The organism is Streptomyces yangpuensis, from assembly GCF_024666385.1.
GTDB lineage: Bacteria > Actinomycetota > Actinomycetes > Streptomycetales > Streptomycetaceae > Streptomyces > Streptomyces yangpuensis.
Genome location: NZ_CP102514.1, coordinates 2673735 through 2696633, shown reverse-complemented (window position 1 = coordinate 2696633; position 22899 = coordinate 2673735). Strand labels below are relative to the sequence as shown.

At 73.2% G+C, this 22899-nt stretch carries 14 protein-coding genes and 1 pseudogene; 7 read left to right on the top strand and 8 right to left on the bottom strand.

Annotation, left to right across the window (positions count from 1 at the left end; all coding sequences use genetic code 11):
* Positions 1–15 precede the first annotated feature (15 nt).
* The 3 genes from NRK68_RS12295 to NRK68_RS12285 all read right to left on the bottom strand — a co-directional run bounded on the left by NRK68_RS12295 (position 16) and on the right by NRK68_RS12285 (position 3431).
* On the bottom strand, positions 16–1266 hold the full coding sequence (locus tag NRK68_RS12295) for an acyltransferase family protein (protein ID WP_257855779.1): 1251 nt from the start codon (positions 1264–1266) through the stop codon (positions 16–18).
* A 122-nt stretch (positions 1267–1388) separates the two neighbouring features.
* Positions 1389–2267, bottom strand: coding sequence for an acyl-CoA thioesterase II (gene tesB, locus NRK68_RS12290; RefSeq protein ID WP_257855778.1), 879 nt, complete (start codon positions 2265–2267; stop codon positions 1389–1391).
* 6 nt (positions 2268–2273) lie between these two features.
* On the bottom strand, positions 2274–3431 hold the full coding sequence (locus NRK68_RS12285) for an acyl-CoA dehydrogenase family protein (RefSeq protein ID WP_030655469.1): 1158 nt from the start codon (positions 3429–3431) through the stop codon (positions 2274–2276).
* Positions 3432–3725: 294 nt separating this feature from the next.
* Between NRK68_RS12285 and NRK68_RS12280 the strand changes: the two genes are divergently transcribed.
* Positions 3726–4862 (top strand): serine hydrolase domain-containing protein, encoded by a 1137-nt coding sequence (locus NRK68_RS12280; RefSeq protein WP_257855777.1) that lies wholly within the window; start codon positions 3726–3728, stop codon positions 4860–4862.
* 81 nt (positions 4863–4943) lie between these two features.
* Here the strand turns inward: NRK68_RS12280 and NRK68_RS12275 are convergent, their stop codons facing one another.
* Positions 4944–6353 carry a PucR family transcriptional regulator gene (locus NRK68_RS12275; RefSeq protein ID WP_257855776.1) on the bottom strand — a complete coding sequence of 470 codons (1410 nt, stop codon included), beginning with the start codon at positions 6351–6353 and terminating at the stop codon, positions 4944–4946.
* Positions 6354–6469: 116 nt separating this feature from the next.
* Here NRK68_RS12275 and speB point away from each other — a divergent pair, with 116 nt between their 5' ends.
* From speB to NRK68_RS12260, 3 genes are all read left to right on the top strand, one after another.
* Positions 6470–7432 carry an agmatinase gene (speB, locus tag NRK68_RS12270; protein WP_030032703.1) on the top strand — a complete coding sequence of 321 codons (963 nt, stop codon included), beginning with the start codon at positions 6470–6472 and terminating at the stop codon, positions 7430–7432.
* Between the two features lie 18 nt (positions 7433–7450).
* A complete protein-coding gene (locus tag NRK68_RS12265; protein WP_257855775.1) occupies positions 7451–9136 on the top strand; it encodes a thiamine pyrophosphate-binding protein in 1686 nt (561 codons plus the stop codon).
* 187 nt (positions 9137–9323) lie between these two features.
* The gene (locus NRK68_RS12260) at positions 9324–13175 is read left to right on the top strand and encodes an ABC transporter ATP-binding protein (RefSeq protein ID WP_257855774.1); all 3852 of its coding nucleotides are present in this window, start codon (positions 9324–9326) and stop codon (positions 13173–13175) included.
* A 35-nt stretch (positions 13176–13210) separates the two neighbouring features.
* On the opposite strand, the gene NRK68_RS12255 is transcribed toward NRK68_RS12260, so the two are convergent.
* On the bottom strand, positions 13211–13453 hold the full coding sequence (locus tag NRK68_RS12255) for an EF-hand domain-containing protein (RefSeq protein ID WP_257855773.1): 243 nt from the start codon (positions 13451–13453) through the stop codon (positions 13211–13213).
* 681 nt (positions 13454–14134) lie between these two features.
* On the opposite strand from NRK68_RS12255, the gene NRK68_RS12245 reads away from it, so the two are divergent.
* Positions 14135–15568 carry a serine protease gene (locus tag NRK68_RS12245; protein WP_257855772.1) on the top strand — a complete coding sequence of 478 codons (1434 nt, stop codon included), beginning with the start codon at positions 14135–14137 and terminating at the stop codon, positions 15566–15568.
* A gap of 75 nt (positions 15569–15643) precedes the next feature.
* On the opposite strand, the gene NRK68_RS12240 is transcribed toward NRK68_RS12245, so the two are convergent.
* Positions 15644–17458 carry a glycoside hydrolase family 3 protein gene (locus tag NRK68_RS12240; RefSeq protein ID WP_183065473.1) on the bottom strand — a complete coding sequence of 605 codons (1815 nt, stop codon included), beginning with the start codon at positions 17456–17458 and terminating at the stop codon, positions 15644–15646.
* 322 nt (positions 17459–17780) lie between these two features.
* A complete protein-coding gene (locus NRK68_RS12235; RefSeq protein ID WP_183065472.1) occupies positions 17781–18680 on the bottom strand; it encodes a LysR family transcriptional regulator in 900 nt (299 codons plus the stop codon).
* A gap of 88 nt (positions 18681–18768) precedes the next feature.
* Between NRK68_RS12235 and NRK68_RS12230 the strand changes: the two genes are divergently transcribed.
* A complete protein-coding gene (locus NRK68_RS12230; RefSeq protein ID WP_183065471.1) occupies positions 18769–19725 on the top strand; it encodes an EamA family transporter in 957 nt (318 codons plus the stop codon).
* On the opposite strand, the pseudogene NRK68_RS12225 reads toward NRK68_RS12230, so the two are convergent.
* Positions 19631–20128 (bottom strand): annotated as a pseudogene (locus NRK68_RS12225) (GNAT family N-acetyltransferase); the annotation flags it as partial. The gene NRK68_RS12230 and the pseudogene NRK68_RS12225 sit on opposite strands and share 95 nt — an antisense overlap.
* A 485-nt stretch (positions 20129–20613) precedes the next feature.
* Here NRK68_RS12225 and recD2 point away from each other — a divergent pair.
* Positions 20614–22869 carry an SF1B family DNA helicase RecD2 gene (gene recD2 / locus NRK68_RS12220; RefSeq protein ID WP_183065469.1) on the top strand — a complete coding sequence of 752 codons (2256 nt, stop codon included), beginning with the start codon at positions 20614–20616 and terminating at the stop codon, positions 22867–22869.
* Positions 22870–22899: the final 30 nt, after the last annotated feature.

Sequence of the window (22899 nt, the reverse complement as noted above, 5' to 3'; positions counted from 1 at the left end):
GTCCTTTCCACCTTCTTAGGAGCGCGCGCCGACGGGATCCCGCTCACCCGCCGGGACTTCCGGTCCCGGCGCCGAGGACGAGTGACTTGCGCGGCCGGTGCCCCGGCCTCCGCCCAGGTCCTTCAGGCGCATCGCCGGCTTCTCCACGCAGTGCCACGAGACCATCGCCAGCAGGACGGTCACCGCGAGGCTCAGGCCGAGGTAGGGCAGCAGGCCCCAGCGGGCGAAGCCCAGGATCACCAGCGCCTGTTCGACGACGAAGCCGTAGATGTAGATCCCGTACGAGTAGTCGTTGCGCGCGCCTACGCGGCGGAAGGGGGCCGGGAGGCGGATCGCCAGCCACACCAGGAAGTAGGCGAAGGCAGGCAGGCCGACCACGAAGAGGAAGCCGTAGTGCGCGCTGAGCGCCAGCACCAGCAGTGAGCCGAACCCGAGCACATCGCTGACGGGTATCCGCTCGCGGTACAGCTCGATGACCGCTCCGAGCGCGAAGGCGAATCCGAGGTAGATGACGAGGACCGGATTCGTGAAGCCCAGTACGGGGAGGTCGACCGGGTGGAAGTAGGTGGCGTCGAAGGAGCCCGCCCAGAAGCGGTCGCCGACGGCCTGCCGGATGACGAGCCACCCCAGGAGGCCCGCGATCAGCAGCACCGCGCGCCGTGCACGGGCGAGAACGCCCGTCAGGGCCAGCAGCGCCACGCCGCCGTAGCAGAGGACTTCGTAGTACAGGGACCACAACGCCCCGTCGATGCTCCGGTCATGAGCGACACCCTTTGCCATGGCATCGGACATCACGTTGGAGACGTCGTTCTGGTTGAGCTGGATCGCCCCGTTCGAGCGCAGGTATTCCAACGGGCCCCAAGCGTGGCCCCAGAAACCGTCCAGCGTCCCGTGAAGTTTCCAGTACAGAACCGGAGCGGCGGCGAATGCTGTCAGGAACAGGCAGACCCACAGCCCGGGCAGCAGGCGCAATGCCCGGTGCCACAGGAATCTCCCCAGCCCCAGGCGCACGCCGCTGCGCGTGACGAGAATCCCCGAGAGGATGAAGAACCCGTAGACCGACCACTTTCCGAGGTCGGCTTGACCTTGCGTGAAGGAGTGGCCGAATTCAGTCTTTCCGAAACCGAGCACACGCGCGTGGGAGACGACAACGGCCGTCGCCAGAAGCAGCCGGATAAAGCCCAGGCTGTTGTTCCGGCCGGTCAGCAGTTCGGCAACGGAGCCGTGGGACCACCGCCCCGACCACCGAGAAGTGCGGTTGTCCACTTACGTGCCTATCCCCTGGTTCGGTCAACCGCAAAAGGCTGCCGGGGTTCGACGCCCCCTGTCCAATCCACTTCGCGTGAAGTGGCGCAGGTCACGGCGATCCGTCCATCGGGTCCCGCGGATCAGGTGCGCGGGATGCGGACCACGCCCTCCTGGATGACCGTGATCGCCAGGCGGCCGTCCTGGGTGTAGATGCGGGCCTGGCCCAGGCCCCGGCCGCCGTGGGCCGAGGGGGACTCCTGGTCGTACAGCAGCCATTCGTCCGCGCGGAAGGGCCGGTGGAACCACATGGCGTGGTCCAGGGAGGCGCCGACCACGTCGCCCACCGCCCAGCCGCCGCGCCCGTGCGCGAGCAGGACCGCGTCGAGCAGGGTCATGTCCGAGACGTAGGTGGCCAGGCAGGTGTGCAGCAGCGGGTCGTCGTCCGCGAGCTTGCCCTGCGTGCGGAACCAGACCTGCGAGTGCGGCTGAAGCGGTTCGCCGACCGTGCCCCAGGGCGGGGTGGTCGCGTACCGCAGGTCCACCGCGCCGCGCGCCTCCAGCAGCCGCTCGACGGTGCCCGGGTCGCGGAAGATCTCGCGGTACGGGGGCAGCGCCTCGGCGGCCGTCGGCAGGGACTCGGGGTCCGGGGCGGCCGGCATGGGGACCTGGTGCTCCAGCCCTTCCTCGTACGTCTGGAAGGACGCGGAGAGGTGGAAGATCGGCTGCCCGTGCTGGACGGCGACCACGCGCCGGGTGGTGAAGGAGCGCCCGTCGCGGATCCGGTCCACGGAGTAGACGATCGGCGCGCCGGAGTCGCCGGTCCGCAGGAAGTACGAGTGCAGCGAGTGCGGCAGACGGTCCGCGGGCACCGTGCGCCCGGCGGCGACCAGGGCCTGCGCGGCCACCTGGCCGCCGAACACGCGCGGCACCAGGGAGGTGCGGCTGGTCCCGCGGAAGATGTTCTCCTCGATCTGCTCCAGGTCGAGCAGATCGAGGAGATCCGTCAGTGCCTCGTTCAACGGGACTTACAGACCCATCGACTTGGCGATGATCGACTTCATGATCTCGCTGGTGCCGCCGTAGATGCGGTTGACGCGGTTGTCGGCGTACAGGCGGGCGATCGGGTACTCGTTCATGTAGCCGTAGCCGCCGTGCAGCTGGAGGCAGCGGTCGATGACGCGGTGCGCGACCTCGGTGCAGAAGAGCTTCGCGGAGGCGGCCTCGGCCGGGGTCAGCTCGCCCGCGTCCAGGGCCTCCAGGGCGCGGTCGGCGACGGCCTGGGCGGCGTCCACCTCGGCCTGGCAGGCGGCCAGCTCGAACTTGGTGTTCTGGAAGTGCGCGACGGGCTTGCCGAAGACGGTGCGCTCGGTGACGTATTGCTGGGCGAACCGGACGGCCGCGGCGGCCTGGGCGTACGCGCCGAAGGCGATGCCCCAGCGCTCGGACGCCAGGTTGTGGCCGAGGTAGTAGAAGCCCTTGCCCTCCTCGCCGAGCAGGTCCTCGACGGGAACCTTGACGTCGACGAACGCCAGCTCGGCGGTGTCGGAGGTCTTCAGGCCCAGCTTGTCGAGCTTGCGGCCGATGGAGTAGCCCTCGGACTTGGTGTCCACGGCGAAGAGGGAGATGCCGAAGCGGCGGTCGTCCGCGCTCGGGGCGGAGGTGCGGGCGCAGACGATCACGCGGTCGGCGTGGACGCCGCCGGTGATGAAGGTCTTGGAGCCGTTGAGGACGTAGTGGGTGCCGTCCTCGGAGAGCTTGGCGGTGGTCTTCATGCCCGCGACGTCGGAGCCGGTGCCCGGCTCGGTCATGGCGAGGGCCCACATCTCCTCACCGGAGACGAACTTCGGCAGGAAGCGCTTCTTCTGCTCGTCGTCCGCGAGCATCTTGATGTAGGGGAGGGCGAGTAGCACGTGCACGCCGGAGCCGCCGAAGTTCACGCCGGCGCGGGAGGTCTCCTCGTAGAGGACGGCCTCGAACTTGTGGGTGTCCAGGCCGGCGCCGCCGAACTCCTCGGGCACGTTGATGCCGAAGACGCCCAGCTCGCCGAGCTTGTAGTAGAAGTCGCGCGGCGCCTGGCCCGCGGCGAACCACTCGTCGTAGACGGGGACGACCTCGGCCTCGATGAAGGCCCGGATGGTCTCGCGGAACGCCTCGTGGTCCTCGTTGAACACCGTACGGCGCACGGCCGGCTCCCTTCGTCGCGGCGGTCCGCCGCCTATGTCTAAGCGCTTGCTCATAGCAAGTTACCGGCGAGTTGGCGACCCTGTCCAGAGCTCGGCAGACGGTATGACAAGCGCCACCCGCGCTGGTGGCGGCACCGGAGGCGGCCTCGGGGACGCCCCTGCCAACGCCCCTGACATCGGCGGGCGGCACCCGCAGGGGGCGGCTCCTGCCCGCGGAGGATCCGGCGGGCGGCCGCTGATCACCAGGATGGGATCCGTCCCGCACCGCCCCGAGCCGACCGACCGGGAGTCCGCATGAACCGCCGTACCCGCACCGCCCTCGCCGCCGCCCTGCTCCTCGGCCTCACCGCCGGCCCCCTGGCCGCCGCCGCCCACGCCGCCCCACCCGCCCCGGCCGCTGCGCATGCCGCACAGGGCCCCGACACCGCGGCGCTGCGCGCGGCTCTCGCCGGGCTGCCCGACCGGGACGCGACGGCCGCCCTCGTCCGCGTCGGCGGGAACGGCAGCTGGACCGGCACGGCCGGAGTCCGCGACCTGCGCACCGGCGCCCCCGCCCTGGAGCACGCCCGCTTCCGGGCCGGCTCCACCACGAAGGTCGTCACCGCGGCGCTCGTCCTCCAGCTCGCCGCCGAGGGTCGGATCGACCTGGACGCCTCCGTCCAGCAGCTGATGCCGGGGCTGCTGCCCGCGACGTTCGCCAAGCCCGTCACCGTTCGCAACCTGCTCAACTTCACCAGCGGCATCCAGGGCGGCGACGGCTTCGGCGACACCGTCGCGGAGGAGTACCCGCACCGCTTCGAGACGATCACTCCGCGGCAGGCCGTGGACTCCGGCACCGCCAAGGGCCCGGCGTTCGACCCGGGCACCCGACAGCAGTACAACAACATCAACTACACGATCCTCGGCATGCTGGTGGAGAAGGCCACCGGCGACTCCTACGCCCACCAGGCCGAGGTCCGGATCTTCCGCCCGCTCGGCATGACCGGCACGTCCTTCCCGCGCGGCACCGACCCCCGCATCCAGGGCGCCCACCACCGCGGCTACCAGCTGATCGACGGCAAGCCCGTCGACGTCACCGAGTGGAACATGTCCGACCGCTTCGCCGCGGGCGACATGATCTCCACCACGCGCGACCTGGAGCGGTTCGTCACCGCCCTCTTCAGCGGCCGCGTCGTCCCCGCCCCGCAGCTGGAGGAGATGTTCACCGTCCCGGACGTCCCCGGCGCCACGCGCAGCGCGAGCCTGGAGCGGTTCACCATCAACGGCAGGGAGGTCTGGGGGAAGACCGGCGCCCGGCCCGGATACCACACGGTGATCGCCGCGACCCGCGACCTGTCCCGCACCCTCGTGTACTCCGTCAACAGCACCGACGCCAAGGGCGACGGGCTCGCGGTCGTCCAGCGGTTCGGACTGCCCGCCTTCAACCGCTGAACGGTCCGGACGTAGCGGCTCCTTTCCGGGGGCCGCACCAATTGTCCAGAGCGGTAGCCGAGGCGGCGGGGCCCGAACGCCTCACAGGACCCTGAGCGCGAACCACAGCTCCATCCGGACGTCCGGGTCGTCCAGGTCCCGGTCCAGCAAGGCCGCGCAGCGCGCCACCCGCTGGCGCACGGTGTTGCGGTGCACGTCCAGGGCGGCCGCCGTGCGGTCCCAGCCGCCGTGGTGCGCCAGCCAGGCCCGCAGGGTCTCGCGCAGCGCGGGGGAGAGCGGCCCGAGCAGGGCCTCGGCGTGGGCGCGGGCCTCGGCCTCCCCGACCAGGCCCGCGAAGCCCGCGTCGGCGTGCCGGGCCAGCGGGGTACGGGCCGCCTCCGCACGCTGGAGCGCCCGCCCGGCCTGGGCGTCGGCCGCCGCCAGGGCGTCCGGCTCCGCGCCCGGCTCCGCCGGGGCGCTCACCCCCAGCCGCCAGCCGGGCTGCGCGCCGGGCTCCCGGTCGGCCAGCAGCCGTACGACCGACCCGCGCGGGTCCAGCAGTACGGTGCCCAGCGCGTCGGCGAGGGCCCGCGGGTCGCCGCCGCCGCGGGCGTGGACGGCGTACCAGGGCCCGGCCGTCAGGGCCGCGGCGGGATCCCCGTCGAGCAGCAGCCGGGTCAGGGCCGCGGCCTCGGTCCCGGCGGGCCGCTCGGCGGTGAGCAGGGTCAGCAGTACGGCGGCGACCGAGGCCACGGTGTGGTCGCCGGGCGCCCGGGCCGGGGTCGCGGTGCCCAGCGCGGCCCGCCCGGCCAGGGCGTAGGCGGTCAGGTGGTGTCCGCCCGCCCGGTCCGTGGCCGTGGCGGGCCCGCCCTCGCGGCCGACCCGGGCCAGCAGCGCGGACAGTGCCTCCCGGGCCGGCGCGGGCAGCTCCGGGCCCGCCGTCCGGCCGCCCGGCCACAGGGCGGCCGACCCGCCCAGGCTCGCGGCGAGCCGGGCCAGCACCGCCGGGACCGGATCGGGCCGGGCCGCGGCCGCCGCCAGGGCCTGCTGGGCCTCCGTGGTCCGGCGCAGCTCCCGGGTGCGGGCCTCCGCCGTCAGCCGCCCCACCGCGCGGGCGACCGCCGAGAACGGGGTCCGCGGCGGCACCTCCAGCAGGGGCAGCCCGTGCCGGGCGCAGGCCTCCGCCAGAGCTGCCGGTACCTCCTCGTGCACCGGAGCCACGCCGAAGCCCAGGGCGGCCGCCCCCGCCCCGGCCAGCCGGGCCACGTACCCGTCGGGGTCCTCGGCGGGGCCCGCCCCGGCGGTCAGCAGCAGCTCGCCGCCGAGCAGGTAGGGGGAGGGGTCGGGCATCTCGGAGGCGTGCACGCCGTGCACCCCGGCGGCGGCCGGCCCGGCGAGGTGGCGCAGGCCGAGCTCCCGGTCGGCGAGCAGTGAGGCGAGGAGCACCGGCGGGGTGAGCGGCTCCCCGGCCGGTCCGTTGCCGTACTCCGGATCGTGGGGAGCGGCGGACATGGATACTCCATACATATCGGTGGGGCCATATGGATGAAACGTACACTCCCCACCCTCGTGCGGCCCGCTTACGCTCGAAGTACCGCACACGTCAGGCCAGAGAAAGAGGCACAGCCATGAGCACGCAGCCGCGCGGACCCGTCGACTCCTCCCGCATCCCGCGCTACGCGGGCCCGGCGACCTTCGCCCGGCTGCCCCGCCTCGACGAGGTCGGCTCCGCCGATGTCGCCGTCGTCGGCGTGCCCTTCGACTCCGGCGTCTCCTACCGCCCCGGCGCCCGCTTCGGCGGCAACGCCATCCGCGAGGCCTCCCGCCTGCTGCGGCCCTACAACCCGGCGCAGGACGCCTCCCCCTTCGCCCTCGCGCAGGTCGCGGACGCCGGTGACATCGCGGTGAACCCCTTCAACATCAACGAGGCCGTCGAGACGGTCGAGGCCGCGGCGGACGAGCTCCTCGCGGGCGGCTCCCGCCTGATGACCCTCGGCGGCGACCACACCATCGCCCTTCCGCTGCTGCGCTCCGTCGCCAAGAAGCACGGCCCGGTCGCCCTGCTGCACTTCGACGCGCACCTGGACACCTGGGACACCTACTTCGGCGCCGAGTACACCCACGGCACCCCGTTCCGCCGCGCTGTGGAGGAGGGCATCCTCGACACCGAGGCCCTCTCCCACGTCGGCACCCGCGGCCCGCTGTACGGCAAGCAGGACCTCGACGACGACGCGAAGATGGGCTTCGGCATCGTCACCTCGGCGGACGTCTACCGCCGCGGCGCCGACGAGGTCGCCGACCAGCTGCGCCAGCGCATCGGCGACCGCCCGCTCTACATCTCCATCGACATCGACGTCCTGGACCCGGCGCACGCGCCGGGCACCGGCACCCCCGAGGCGGGCGGCATGACCTCCCGCGAGCTCCTGGAGATCATCCGCGGTCTGTCCTCCTGCAACCTCGTTTCCGCCGATGTGGTCGAGGTGGCCCCGGCGTACGATCACGCGGAGATCACCTCGGTCGCGGCCTCGCACACCGCGTACGAGCTCACCACGATCATGAGCCGCCAGATCGCGGCGGCGAAGGCGAAGTAAGAAGGGCACCGCACCCCCGTGACGCACGACCACGACCTGGTACTCCGTCCCACCGAGGCCCAGACGGCCGCCGCCCTGGCCGCGCCGCCGGGGCGGACGGGCGGGGACCTGGTCGTGGAGACGCTGCGGTCGCTGGGCGCCACCACCGTGTTCGGACTGCCGGGGCAGCACGCCCTCGGCCTCTTCGACGCGGTGGGACGCTCCGACCTGCGGCTGGTCACCCTCCGGGTGGAGAACAACGCGGGCTTCGCGGCGGACGCGTACGGCCGTGTCACCGGTGAGGCCGCGCCCCTGCTGCTGTCCACCGGCCCCGGCGCGCTCACCGCCCTGCCGGCCCTGGCCGAGGCGGCGGCGGCCTCGGCCCCCGTCCTCGCCATCTCCTCCCAGGTCCCCGTCGCGGGCCTCGGCGGAGGGCGGCGCGGCCACCTGCACGAGCTGCGCGACCAGGCCGCGTCCTTCCGGGACGTGGTCAAGTCGGTCCACGCGGCCCGCACCCTCTCCCAGATCCCCTCGGTGATCGCCGAGGCCTGGGAATCGGCGCTCACGGCCCCGCACGGCCCGGTCTGGGTGGAGATCCCGGAGGACGTCCTGCGGTCGGAGACGATCGTCCCGCCGGTCACGGGCATGGACGCGACCCCGCACCAGCTCGCCCCCCGCCCCGAGCTGACGGCGGTGGCGGCACACTGGCTGTCACGGGCCTCCCGGCCGGTGATCATCGCCGGCGGCGGGGTCGTCCGCGCGGACGCGTCCGGCAAGCTCAGGCAGCTGGCGGAGCGCCTGAACGCCCCCGTGGTCACCACCTTCGGCGGCAAGGGCGCCTTCCCCTGGACGCACCCGCTGTCCCTGCAGTCCTGGCTGGAGGACCGTCACATGACGGACTTCCTGGAGGACGCCGACGTGCTCCTCGTCGTCGGCTCGGGCCTCGGCGAACTCTCCTCGAACTACCACACGTTCTTCCCCACGGGCCGGGTCGTCCAGATCGAGGCCGACCTCGGCAAGCTGGAGTCCAACCACCCCGCCCTGGGCATCCACGCGGACGCCCGCCTCGCCCTCCAGGCCCTGCTGGAGACGGTGACCGAGCGGCAGGACGACCACGCCCCCGAGCGGGTCCGCATGGTCCTGGAGGACGTCGCCGCCCGCCTCGCCGACCAGGACCTGGCCCTGGAGCAGTCCCTCCTGGCCTCGATCCGGTCCGCGCTGCCGCCCCGCTCCCCGTCCTTCTGGGACATGACGATCCTGTCCTACTGGGCGTGGTCGGCCTTCGACGCCAAGCACCCCAACACGATGCACTCGGCCCAGGGCGCCGGCGGCCTCGGCTACGCCTTCCCGGCGGCCCTCGGCGCCTGCGTCGCGGAGCCGGGCACCCCCGTCCTCGCCGTCTCCGGGGACGGCGGCGCGATGTACTCGCTCGCGGAGCTGGCCACCGCCCGGCAGCACGACCTCGACGTCACCTGGCTGATCGTGGACGACGGCGGCTACGGCATCCTGCGCGAGTACATGACCGACGCCTTCGAGGGACGCACCACGGGCACCGAACTCACCCGCCCCGACTTCGTCGCGCTCGCGGAGTCCTTCGGCGTCCCGGCCACCACGACCACCCCGGACTCCCTGACGGCCGACCTCCGCAAGGCCCTCGCCACCCCGGGCCCCTCGGTCCTCGTCCTCCCGGCCACCCTCAGGATGTTCGCCCCGACCCACCTCTGATCCCTGCCGCGCGCTGCCCGCCCGCGCCCCCGCCGGGGCGCGGACGACCCGGACGGCGCACAGTGCGGGGCTCCCCGCGTGCGCCGGAGGCCACCGGCGTACACGTTCGAATTGTTGCGGCGGGATGAAATCCGCCGGTCGGGGCGTTCCCGCTTCCGGCAGGACAGGACCGAACGGGGAGGCCTACGTGGCGGCGGCAGAGACAGCGGCGGGGGAGAAACAGGGCTGGGCAAGGCGGCTGGCCGGCTACACGTGGCGGTACAAGGCCAACGTGCTGCTCGCCCTCGGCTCCTCGCTGGCGGGCATGGCCGTCATGGCACTCGTACCGCTCGTCACCAAGGTGATCATCGACGACGTCATCGGGGACCGCACCAGGCCCATGGGACCCTGGGCCGGGCTGCTCATAGCCGCCGCCCTGCTCGTGTACGTCCTCACCTACATACGCCGCTACTACGGCGGACGCCTCGCCCTCGACGTGCAGCACGACCTGCGCACCGACATGTACGACACCATCTCCCGCCTCGACGGGCGTCGCCAGGACGAGCTGTCCACCGGCCAGGTCGTCGGACGTGCCACCACCGACCTCCAGCTCATCCAGGGCCTGCTCTTCATGCTCCCGATGACGATCGGGAACTTCCTGCTCTTCGGGATATCCCTGGGGATCATGCTGTGGCTCTCGCCGCTGCTGACCGTCGTCGCCCTGCTGATGGCCCCCGCGCTCTGGTTCATCGCCAAGCGCAGCCGCAAGAAGCTCTTCCCCGCCACCTGGTACGCGCAGAGCCGGGCCGCCGCCGTCGCGGGCGTCGTCGACGGGGCCGTGACCGGCGTACGCGTCGTCAAGGGCTTCGGCCAGGAGGAGCAGGAGACCGCCAAGCTCCGCGACGCCGGACGCGGGCTGTTCGCCGGACGGATGCGGGCCATCCGGCTCAACTCCCGCTACACCCCCGCCCTGCAGGCCGTGCCCGCGCTCGCCCAGGTCGCCATGCTGGCGCTCGGCGGTTGGCTGGCCACCGAGGGGCGGGTCACCCTCGGCACCTTCGTCGCTTTCTCCACCTACCTCGCCCAGCTCGTCGGCCCCGTCCGCATGCTCGCCATGGTCCTCACCGTCGCCCAGCAGGCCCGCGCCGGCGGGGAGCGGGTCTTCGAGCTCATCGACACCGAGCCCGCGATCCGCGAGGGCGCGCACGAACTGCCCGCCGACGCACCCGCCACGGTCGAGTTCGAGGACGTCCGCTTCGGCTACGACCCCGAGCGGCCCGTCCTCGACGGGTTCTCGCTGTCCGTGGCGGAGGGCGAGACCGTTGCCGTCGTCGGCGCCTCCGGCAGCGGGAAGTCCACCGTCTCGCTCCTCATGCCGCGCTTCTACGACGCCGACGGCGGCACCGTCCGCATCGGCGGCCACGACGTCCGCGAGCTGACCTACGCGTCCCTGCGTGGTGCGATCGGACTCGTCCCCGAGGACTCCTTCCTCTTCTCCGACACCATCCGCGCCAACATCGCCTACGGCCACCCCGGCGCCACCGACGAGCAGATCGAGGCCGCCGCCCGCGCCGCCCAGGCCGACGGGTTCGTCCGGGCCCTGCCCGCCGGGTACGACACCAAGGTCGGAGAGCAGGGCCTGACCCTCTCCGGCGGCCAGCGCCAGCGCATCGCCCTGGCGCGCGCGATCCTCACCGATCCCCGGCTGCTGCTCCTCGACGACGCCACCTCCGCCGTGGACGCCCGCGTCGAGCACGAGATCCACGAGGCCCTGCGCACCGTCATGGCCGGCCGGACCACCGTGCTGATCGCCCACCGCCGCTCCACGCTCGCGCTGGCCGACCGGATCGCCGTCCTCGACCGCGGGCGGCTCGCCGAGATCGGGACGCACGAGGAGCTTCAGAAGCGCTCGCCGCTCTACCGCAGGCTGCTGACCGACCCCGACGCGCTCGGCGCCGGCTCGCCGCGGACTCCGGACGCCCTCGCGATGGCGGAGTTCGAGAGCGAGCTCGACCGCGACCTCGAACGCGACATCGAGCTGGAAGCCGAGATCGACTCCGAGCCCGTCAACGCCAAGCGCAGGGTCCCCGCCGGGATCACCCCCGAGCTGTGGCGCCGCCGCGAGGAGCCCGACGGGGCCCCCGCGACGGCTCCCGCCGCCGGCGCGGGGGCGCCCGGCGCCGGCCACTCCATGGCCGGCGCGGTGGCCGGGACGCCCGCCACCCCCGAACTCCTCGCGCAGGTGGCCGCGCTGCCGCCCGCCGACGACCGGCCCGACGTGGACGAGGCGCGCGCCGCGGCCGCCGAGGACAGCTACGGGCTGCGCCGCCTCCTCAAGGGCTTCTGGGCGCCGCTCGCCCTCTGTCTCGCCCTCGTCGCCGTGGACGCGGGCGCCGGACTGCTGCTGCCGGTCCTGATCCGCCACGGCATCGACCAGGGTGTGGAGCAGGCCGTGCTCGGCGCCGTCTGGGCGGCCGCCGGGCTCGCCCTCGCCGTCGTCGTCGCCCAGTGGGCCGCGCAGTTCGCCGAGACCCGGATGACGGGCCGCACCGGCGAGCGCGTCCTGTACTCCCTCCGCGTCAAGATCTTCGCCCAGCTCCAGCGGCTCGGCCTCGACTACTACGAGCGCGAACTCACCGGCAAGATCATGACCCGGATGACCACGGACGTGGACTCGCTGTCCACGTTCCTGCAGACCGGACTGGTCACGGCCGTCGTCTCCGTCTTCACCTTCTTCGGGATCCTCGTCGCCCTGCTCGTCCTCGACGTCGAACTCGCACTGATCGTCTTCGCGACCCTGCCCGTCCTGGTCATCGGGACGATCGTGTTCCGCCGCAGGTCCGTCGCCGCCTACGAGCTCGCCCGCGACCGGGTCAGCCTGGTCAACGCCGACCTCCAGGAGTCCGTCTCCGGTCTGCGTATCGTCCAGGCCTTCCGCCGCGAGGGCTCCGGCGCCACCCGCTTCGCCGAACGCAGCGACTCCTACCGCGAGGCCCGGGTCCGCGGCCAGTGGCTGATATCGGTCTACTTCCCGTTCGTCCAGCTGCTGTCCTCGGCGGCCGCGGCCGCCGTGCTGATCGTCGGCGCGGGCCGGGTGGAGGCCGGGACGCTCACCACCGGCGCGCTGGTCGCCTACCTGCTGTACATCGACCTGTTCTTCGCCCCGGTCCAGCAGCTCTCCCAGGTCTTCGACGGCTACCAGCAGGCCACCGTCTCCCTCGGCCGCATCCAGGACCTGCTGCGCGAGCCCACCACCACCCCGCGGCCCGAGGCCCCGCGCGAGCTGCCGGAGCTGCGCGGCGAGATCGCCTTCGAGGACGTCCGCTTCCAGTACGGGACGGCCGCCGAACGCGGTGAGAAGGGCGAGGCTCTGGCGGGCATCAGCCTGCGCATACCCGCCGGTCAGACCGTCGCCTTCGTCGGCGAGACCGGAGCCGGGAAGTCCACCCTGGTCAAGATGGTGGCCCGGTTCTACGATCCGACCTCCGGCCGCATCACCGCCGACGGCACCGACCTGCGGGAGCTCGACCTGACGGCGTACCGCCACCGGCTGGGCGTGGTCCCTCAGGAGTCGTACCTCTTCCCGGGGACCGTCCGGGACGCCATCGCCTACGGGCGGCCGGAGGCGAGCGATGCCGAGGTGGAGGCCGCCGCCCGCGCGGTCGGCGCCCACGCCATGATCGCCACCCTCGACGGCGGCTACCTGCACACCGTCGCCGAGCGCGGCCGCAACCTCTCCGCGGGCCAGCGCCAGCTGATCGCGCTGGCCCGCGCCGAGCTCGTCGACCCGGACGTGCTGCTCCTCGACGAGGCCACCGCCGCCCTGGACCTGGCCACCGAGGCCCAGGTCAACCAGGCGACGGACCGGCTCTCCGGCAAGCGCACGACGCTGGTGGTGGCGCACCGGCTGACCACCGCCGCGCGCGCCGACCGGGTCGTGGTCATGGACCGCGGCCGCGTCGTCGAGGACGGCTCCCACGCCGAACTCCTGGCGCGCGACGGCCGGTACGCGGAGCTGTGGCGCACCTTCGTCGGGGAGGACGAGCGCGCCGCGGCCTGAGCGGGAGGAGAGCCGCCGCCACCCGGGCCCCGGGGTCAGAACGCGCCGAACAGCAGGTTCCCCGGGGCGTCCTCGTCGGTACCGGTGTAGTACTCGCGTACCGCGCCGAGGAGTTCGTCCACCGTCGGTGAGCCGTCCCCGTCCGCGTCGATCCGCCGGAACAGCGCCTCGGTGTGGGCGGGGCCCAGGTTCGTGTCGAAGGCCTCCTGCGCCCGGTGGAACCCGCTGCGTCTGCGGCAAGCCGCATCCGCGGCTACGTCGTGCGGACTTGAGATCACCCGGCGTGATCTTCCGGCCGGCCGTGAACTCCCGTCTCCCCGGCGGGGAGTTGCGGATCCACCCGTACGAGGGAGGCGCGTTCGCGGCGGGGGTGGCCGGGTGCTTGCGGACGGCAACCTTTCAGGGCGTCCGGGCGTCGTACGTGCGTGCGCACATCGTCCGTGCGCACGATCGATCGGGGGGACCGGATGGTGAAGGGGCGGGGTGGGCCGGGCCGCCGGGCCGCAACTCTGGGAGCGCTCACAGGAGCCCTGTGGCTCTCTGTCGGTGGCCTCTTCGCCGGGCCGCCCGTCCAGGCCGCGGGCGGGGGCGGGGGCTGTACGGGCCGGCTGGCGCGGACGGTGCCGTTCGAAGCGGGTGAGCTGCGGGTCTACAAGAGCCGCACCCGGGCCTGCGCCATGGCCGTGGCCCGGACCGCGGGCGAGCGGCGGCGGATGGCAGTGAGCATCCAGCCGCGCGGTGGCGCACCGGTACTCGACGCCGGGCGATTCACCCGATACGCCGGGCCCGTCACCGTCGGGGCGATCAGCCGCTGTGTGTATGTAAAGGGGAGCGTGGGAGGCGGTTCGGCCGACTCCGGCTGGATCCTTTGCTGAGGGACAGTCCCAACTGGGTCTGTTCAGTGGCGTGTTGCCCCGGCTAGGTTCACGGCGACCGAAGTGAACTCAAGGGGAGGGCGAATGCGCAAGACGCTCGGATGGCTGCTGTCGCTCGTGGTGCTCATCGGCACCATGGGGGCGGCCGGCTCCACGGCACATGCGGCCACCGCCGCGGAGCCGACGGCGGCCGCGGACATCAAGGACCAGATCCTCGGCATTCCCGGGATGAGCCTGATCGAGGAGAAGCCGTACCCCGGCTACCGATTCTTCGTGCTGAACTACGAGCAGCCGGTCGACCACCGGCAGCCGTGGAAGGGCACCTTCAAGCAGCGCCTGACCCTGTTGCACAAGGACGTCTCGCGGCCGTCGGTGTTCTTCACCTCCGGCTACAACGTCAACACCAACCCGCGCCGCAGTGAGCCGACGACCATCATCGACGGCAACCAGGTGTCCATGGAGTATCGATTCTTCACGCCTTCCCGGCCCGACCCGGCCAACTGGGCCAACCTGGACATCTGGCAGGCGGCCAGTGACCAGCACCGCATCTTCACCGCCCTGAAGAAGATCTACAAGAAGAACTGGCTGGCCACGGGCGGCAGCAAGGGCGGCATGACGGCGACGTACTACGAGCGCTTCTACCCGCGCGACATGGACGGCGTCGTCGCGTACGTCGCGCCCAACGACGTCGCCGACAAGGAGGACTCGGCCTACGACCGGTTCTTCGCCAAGGTCGGCACCAAGGAGTGCCGCGACAGGCTGAACGCCGTGCAGCGCGAGGCGCTGGTGCGCCGCGAGCCGCTGGAGGCCAAGTACGCGGCGGCCGCCGCCGAGAACGGCTGGACCTTCACCACCGTCGGCAGCCTCGACAAGGCCTACGAGGCCGTCGTCCTCGACTACGTCTGGGCCTTCTGGCAGTACAGCCTGCTGGCCGACTGCGCCTCGATCCCGGCCGCCGCCACCGCCACCGACCAGGAGATCTGGGACTCGATCGACGCGATCTCCGGCTTCTCCGCCTACGCCGACCAGGGCCTGCAGACGTACACGCCGTACTACTACCAGGCGGGCACCCAGCTCGGCTCCCCGGACATCAAGCAGCCGCACCTGGGCAACCTGAGCCGCTACGGCTACCAGCCGCCGCGCAACTTCGTGCCCCGCGACATCCCCATGACCTTCCAGCCCGGAGCCATGGCGGACATCGACAGGTGGGTGCGCGACAACGCGAACCAGATGCTGTTCGTGTACGGCCAGAACGACCCGTGGGGCGCCGAGCCGTTCCGCATCGGGTACACGGCGCGCGACAGCTACGTGATGACCGCGCCGGGCGCCAACCACGGGGCGAACGTCGCCAAGCTCCTCGACGGCGAGAAGGCCCTCGCGACCGCCAAGATCCTCCAGTGGGCCGGCGTGGCCCCGGCGGCCACCCTCGCCGACACCGGCCGGGCGGCGCCGCTGGCGGCCCCGGACGCCGAGCTCGACCGGCGCGACCTGGACCGTGAGCCGCAGCTGCGCCCGTAAGGCCGTAACCCCCTTGGGGTGAGGGCGTGCCCGCGTTCGGTGCGGGCACGCCCTCCGTCGTACCGGCGGCCGGTCTCAGGAGCCGTAGGAGAGCCCGTGGCCCAGCGGGTAGCGGCCCGGGACCGGGACGGGCAGACGGCCCGAGGGCCGCGCCGCCCCCGTCAGGACACGGGCCGCCGCCCGCATCTCCGCGTCCCCCCAGGAGTACGTCGCCAGCTCCGCGGCGCAGGCCGGCAGCCGGGCCGGGTCGTAGGGGTTGCGGAGCGCCACCAGGACCACCGGAACACCGGTGGCGATCAGCTCCGTCACCAGGGTGCGCTGCGGGCCGTCCCCCTCCGGGACGTTGTACGTGCACACCAGCACCGCCGCGTGCCCGGGCGCCGCGGCCACCGCGCGCGAGGGCGGCACCGCCGTGGCCCGGCAGCCCAGCGTGGTCAGCTCCCGGGCCAGTACGACGGTGGGCGGGCCGGTCGTCCCGCTGGGGGAGACCGGGTCCGTCCCGGTGACCAGCAGCCGGGGCGCGGCCTTGGCGTCGATCGGCAGCAGCTTGCCGGGATCGGCCAGCAGGGTCGTGGTCGCGGCCGCGATCCGGTCGGCGGCGTCCAGGTGTTCACGTGCGCCGACGACCGCGCCCACCGTCGAGGCGGAGGGGTACGCCTCGTCGAACAGGCCCCGGCGGGCCTTCAGTTCCAGGATCCGCAGCACCGACTCCTCGACGCGCTCCTCGGTCAGCTCGCCCGACGCGACGGCCGCCAGCACGCCGCGGTGGGCCAGGGGCAGGTCCGGTGGGTTCAGCAGCTGGTCGCAGCCCGCCAGGAGGGCCAGTACGGGCACGCGGTCGTCCCCGTACTTCTGCCGGACCCCGGCCATGTCCAGGGCGTCGGTGACCACCACCCCCTGGAAGCCGAGGCGTTCGCGCAGGATGCCGGTGACGATCGGCCGGGAGAGGGTCGCCGGGTCGCCCGAGGGGTCGAGCGCGGGGAAGACGATGTGCGCCGTCATGATCGCGTCCACCCCGGCCTCCACCGCGGCCCGGAAGGGCGGCTCGTCGAGCTCCTCCCAGGCGGCCCGGGTGTGCCGCATGACCGGCAGGCCCACGTGGCTGTCGGTCTCGGTGTCCCCGTGGCCGGGGAAGTGCTTGGCCGTGGCGGCCACCCCGGCGCCCTGGTAGCCGCGTACCTGGGCGGCGACCAGCTCCGCTGCGGCGCGCGGGTCGGAGCCGAAGGAGCGGACGCCGATGACCGGGTTGGCCGGGTTGACGTTGACGTCGGCCACCGGTGCGTAGTCCTGGCGGATGCCCATGGCCGCGAGTTCCGTGCCCGCGATCCGGGCGGCGCGCCGGGCGTCGGTGGCGGAACCGGAGGCGCCGAGGGCCATGGCCCCCGGGAACAGGGTCGCGGGCCTGCCGATCCTGGCCACGGCGCCGTGCTCCTGGTCGGTGGAGAGCAGCAGCGGGATCCGGGCGCCGGTGGTGAGGGCGGTCTGCTGCAGACCGGCCGAGAGCGCCGCGATCTGCTGCGGGGTGCGGGTGTTGTGGGCCCAGGCGAAGTACACGATCCCGCCGAGGTGGTAGCGGGAGACCAGTTCGGCGGCCGTGCGCACGCCGAACGCCGCGTGGTTCTGCTCGGCGTCCGCGGGGTCGGGGTCGGTCGCGGAATGCCCGTACGCCCGGGAGACGAAGAGCTGCCCGACCTTCTCGGCGAGGCTCATGCGGTCGACGGCGCGGCGCAGCCGAGCCCGGTCGGGGTGGCGGCCGGGGGGACCGTCCGGGTTGAGGGCGTCGTCGGTGGTGCGTGCGGGGCCCGAGGCGGTGGCGGCCGCACCCGCGGCCGTGGCGGCGACCGCGACGGCCGCGGCGAGCAGGTTCCGGCGGGAGGCGTGGTTCGGCACGCGCCGGACCCTACCGGTGGTGTCCGGGCGGGGCCGGGCGTGTCGCTGCGTGTCGCTCTGCGGGGGTCGGCGGCGGGGCGGGGCCGACGGCGGGGCGGCGGTGTGGGGCCGACGGGGCCGGGCGCGCGCCGGGGTGTCTCCTCGGGCGCCGAACGTGGCGGGGCAGCGCGCAGTGGCGGGGTGGTTGCGTTCGGCGCCCTGCGGGGACACCCCGGCACACACCCGACCCCGTCGGCGGCCGTGGTCGGGGCCGCCCCGGCGTGCACCCGGCGCCGTCGGCGGCCGTGTCCGGCCCCTTCGGGCCCCGGGATCGGTGGCCGGGTTACTGCGGGGGCCAGTGGGTCTGGAGGGTGCGGACCGTTTCGGTGATGGCCGGGCGGCGGGCGGCTCCGGTGCGCCAGAGGGCGTACAGCCGGCGGACGGGGCCCGGTTCCAGCGGTACGGCCACGGCTCCCGGCGGGAGGGGGCCGGTGCCCAGCCGGGGGACGACCGCCACCCCGAGACCGGCCGCGACCAGGGCGACGATGGTGTGGTTCTCCTCGGCGACGTGCGCGATGTCCGGCTCGAAGCCCGCGGTGCGCAGCGTCCGCATCAGCCAGTCGTGGCAGACCCGCCCGGGCGGCTGGCACACCCAGCGCTCACCGCCGAGGTCGGAGCGCCGGACGGCGGCGCGGGTGGTGAAGGGGTGGCCGGCGGGGACCACCAGGTCGCAGAGATCGTCACCGATCAGGGCCTGTTCCACCCCCTCGGGCGCGGGCAGCGGGGCGATGTCCCAGTCGTGGGCCACGGCCAGGTCGGTGACGCCCCGGGCCACCAGGTCCACGGACAGGTGCGGGTCGACCTCGGTGAGGCGTACGTCCAGGGCCGGGTGGCGGTGGGCCAGGTCGGCCAGTACCCCCGGCAGCAGGCCGCGTGCGGCCGAGGCGAACGCGGCGACCGTGAGCAGCCCGCTCGGCTGCCCGCGGCGCTCCTCCAGGGTGGTCTCGGCGCGTTCGACGATCGCCAGCAGCTCCTGTGCGGTGTCCGCCAGATGGCGGGCCTCCTCGGTGAGGGCGACGCCGCGCCCGCGCCGTTCCAGCAGGGTGGTACGGGTCTCCCGCTCCAGCTTGGCGATCTGCTGCGAGACCGCGGAGGGGGTGTAGCCGAGGGCGGCCGCCGCGCCCGCGACCGAGCCGTGGACGGATACGGCGTGCAGGGCGCGCAGCCGGGCGAGATCGAGCATGCCCTCATCCTATTCGGTAGCAGCGCTTCATCCATGGGTGAAGACATTCGCGCTGGTGCTACATCGTCGGGCGGTCGATGCTCGGTCCATGCGTCCCGTACACACCGCACTCGCCGTGCTCGTCGCCGCAGTGTGGGGCTTCAACTTCGTGGTCATCGAGATCGGCCTCGGCCATTTCCCGCCCCTGCTGCTGTCCGCCCTGCGCTTCCTCGTCGCCGCCCTGCCCGCCGTGTTCTTCGTCGGGCGGCCGAAGGTCGCCTGGAAGTGGGTCCTCGGGGTCGGCGCCGCCCTCGGCATCGCCAAGTTCGGACTGCTCTTCACCGGCATGGACGCGGGGATGCCCGCCGGGCTGTCCTCGCTCGTTCTGCAGATCCAGGCGGTCTTCACCGCCGTTCTCGCCGCCGTCGTGCTCCGCGAGCGGCCGGGCCGGGTGCGGGTGACCGGGATGGCGGTGGCGGTGGCCGGGATCGCCGTCGCCGCCGTGGACGGGGGGACCTCCGGGCCGGTGCTCGGCTTCACCCTGGTCGTGGCGGCCGCCGCCTGCTGGGGGGTCTCCAACGTGCTGACCCGCAAGGCCTCCCCGCCCGACGCGCTGAACTTCATGGTGTGGGTGTGCACCGTGCCCGTGCTGCCGCTGTTCGGACTGTCGCTGCTGCTGGAGGGGCCCGAGCGGGACCTGGCCGCGCTGCGGGCCCTGGACTGGTCCGGGGTGGGCGTCATCGCGTACGTCGCGTGGATCTCGACCGTGTTCGGCTTCGGGGCGTGGGGCTACCTGCTGCGCCGCTACCCGGCCTCGTCGGTGGCTCCGTTCAGCCTGCTGGTGCCGGTCTTCGGGATGTCCTCGGCGGCGCTGGTGCTGGGGGAGCAGGTGTCGGGCCTGCGGTGGGTGGCGGCGGTGCTGCTGGTGGGCGGGGTGGCGCTGACGTCGCTGGCGCCCGCGCGCGCGGCCGTCAGCGCGCAGAGCCGTCCTGCAGCGGCAGGCGCCAGTCCTGCCCGACGAGGGAGACCCCGTACGAGCGGTGCGGGCGCTCCGCGACGAGGGTGAACCCGGCCCGCAGGTAGAGCTCGCGGGCGTCGGCCAGTACGTCGTTGGTCCACAGCACCAGTTCGCGGTAGCCGGCCGAGCGGGCGAAGGCGACGACCGTGCCGACCAGCAGCCCGCCGATGCCGCGGCCGCGCCCCTCGGGGTCGACCAGGAGCAGCCGCAGGCGGGCGGTGCCGGGTGCGCCCTCCTCCCGTACGCACATCACCGAGCCCACCGGGCGGCCGTCCAGCTCGGCGATCCAGACCCGTTCCAGGTACGGGTCGTGGTCCTCGGCGAAGTCGGCGACGATCCGGGCCACCAGGCCCTCGAACTCGGTGTTCCAGCCGTACTCGGCGGCGTACAGCGCGCCGTGCCGCTGCACGATCCAGCCCAGGTCGCCGGGGGCCGGGTCGCGCAGGCGGACTCCCTTGGCCTCGGGGTCCTGGGGTGTCCGGGGTGCCGAGGGCGTGTCCATGGCGCCCGAGGATAGCGCGCGGGCCGGGCCGGGGGGATGCCTCGCGGCCGCCGGCCCGCACGGGGCCGCACGAGGTGTTCCGGAGGGCTGTGTCCGGCCGCCGCCGAGGATCCGGACGGGGAGGTCGCCGAGGCCGCCCTCGCCCGCGGGGCCGCCGAGCGTCGACACGCCCCGCGGCGGGGGCCGGCCACCTCGGCGACGGCACCTCGGGTAGGCGTTGGGTAACGGAAACGTAAATCTGCGACCCCGGATGCAACCCTCCGGGGGGACCGCGGGTCGTATGGTGCGTCGGCACTTCCGGGGAGGGATCCGGGGGGATCGGGAAGTCCGGCGAGGGAGGGGTAACCGTGAGGGGGTCCGGCCGCGAGGCGGGACCCCCTTCGCGCTGTCCACAGGGCTGACGGGATGTCGGCGCCGCCCGGTAGCTTCGGGTCATGGCAACGGACGGGGTACGAGCGGCGGTGCAACTGGCGGTGGTCGAGGGCGTGCTCGAACGCATCACCTACGCCAACGAGGAGAGCGGCTACACGGTCGCCCGCGTCGACACCGGCCGCGGCAGCGGCGACCTGCTCACCGTGGTCGGCTCGCTGCTGGGGGCGCAGCCCGGCGAATCGCTGCGCATGGAGGGCCGTTGGGGCTCCCACCCGCAGTACGGCAGGCAGTTCACCGTGGAGAACTACCGCACCGTCCTGCCCGCGACCATCCAGGGCATCCGGCGGTATCTCGGCTCCGGTCTGATCAAGGGCATCGGGCCGAGGATCGCCGACCGGATCGTGGAGCACTTCGGCACCGACACCCTCGACGTGATCGAGGCCGAGCCGAAGCGGCTGGTCGAGGTGCCGGGGCTCGGCCCCAAGCGGACGAAGCTGATCGGGGCCGCCTGGGAGGAGCAGAAGGCCATCAAGGAGGTCATGGTCTTCCTCCAGGGCGTCGGTGTCTCCACCTCCATCGCGGTGCGCATCTACAAGAAGTACGGCGACGCCTCCATCTCCGTCGTCAACAACCAGCCCTACCGGCTCGCGGCCGACGTGTGGGGCATCGGCTTCCTGACCGCCGACCGCATCGCCCAGGCCGTCGGGATCCCGCACGACAGCCCCGAGCGGGTCAAGGCCGGACTGCAGTACGCCCTGTCCCAGTCCACCGACCAGGGCCACTGCTTCCTGCCCGAGGAGAAGCTCATCGCCGACGGGGTCAAACTGCTCCAGGTGGACACCGGGCTGGTGATCGAGTGCCTGGCCGAGCTCGCCGCCGACCCGGAAGGTGTCGTACGGGAGGCCGTGCCCGATCCGCAGGGCGGGCCCGACCCGCTGACCGCCGTGTACCTGGTGCCCTTCCACCGGGCCGAGCTGTCGCTGGTCGGGCAGGTGCGCCGGCTCCTGAACGCCGAGGACGACCGAATGCCCTCCTTCCAGGACGTGGACTGGGACCGGGCGCTGGGCTGGCTCGCCGGGCGTACGGGGGCCGAGCTCGCCCCCGAGCAGCGGGACGCGGTCAGGCTGGCGCTGACCCGCAAGGTCGCCGTCCTCACGGGCGGCCCCGGCTGCGGCAAATCCTTCACCGTGCGCTCCATCGTCGAGCTGGCCCGGGCCAAGAAGGCCAAGGTGGTGCTGGCCGCGCCCACCGGCCGGGCGGCGAAGCGGCTCTCGGAGCTCACCGGGGCCGAGGCCTCCACGGTGCACCGGCTGCTGGAGCTCAAGCCGGGCGGGGACGCCGCGTACGACCGGGACCGGCCGCTGGACGCCGACCTGGTCGTGGTCGACGAGGCCTCGATGCTGGACCTGCTGCTGGCCAACAAGCTGGTCAAGGCGGTGGCGCCCGGTGCCCACCTGCTGCTCGTGGGGGATGTGGACCAGCTGCCCTCGGTCGGCGCCGGGGAGGTGCTGCGGGACCTGCTGGCGGAGGGCGGCCCGGTGCCCGCGGTGCGCCTGACCCGGATCTTCCGGCAGGCCCAGCAGTCCGGTGTGGTCACCAACGCGCACCGGATCAACACCGGGCTGCCGCCGATCACCGACGGACTGCCGGACTTCTTCCTCTTCCCCGAGGAGGACACCGAGGCGGCGGGCGTGCTGGCCGTGGACGTGGCGGCCCGCAGGATCCCGGCCCGGTTCGGCCTCGACCCGCGGCGGGACGTCCAGGTGCTCGCCCCCATGCACCGCGGCCCGGCGGGCGCCGGGAACCTCAACGGGCTGCTCCAGCAGGCGATGACGCCGGCCCGGCCGGACCTGCCGGAGAAGCGGTTCGGCGGCCGGGTCTTCCGGGTGGGCGACAAGGTCACCCAGATCCGCAACAACTACGAGAAGGGGGCCAACGGCGTCTTCAACGGCACGGTCGGCGTCGTCATCGGCCTGGACGCCGACGAACAGCGCCTGACGGTGCGGACGGAGGAGGACGAGGAGATCGTGTACGAATTCGGTGAGCTCGACGAGCTGGCCCACGCGTACGCCGTCACCATCCACCGCTCCCAGGGGAGTGAATATCCCGCTGTGGTGATCCCGGTCACCACCGGCGCTTGGATGATGCTCCAGCGAAATCTGCTCTACACGGCCGTCACCAGGGCGAAGAAACTGGTCGTCCTCGTCGGGTCCCGGAAGGCCCTCGGCCAGGCGGTGCGTACCGTTTCCGCAGGCAGGAGGTACACGGCGGTCGCGCCGAGACTCTCCGGACGGATACCGGTGGGAAACATCACCTAGATGATCGATCATTTGGGGTTCCCGCACCGG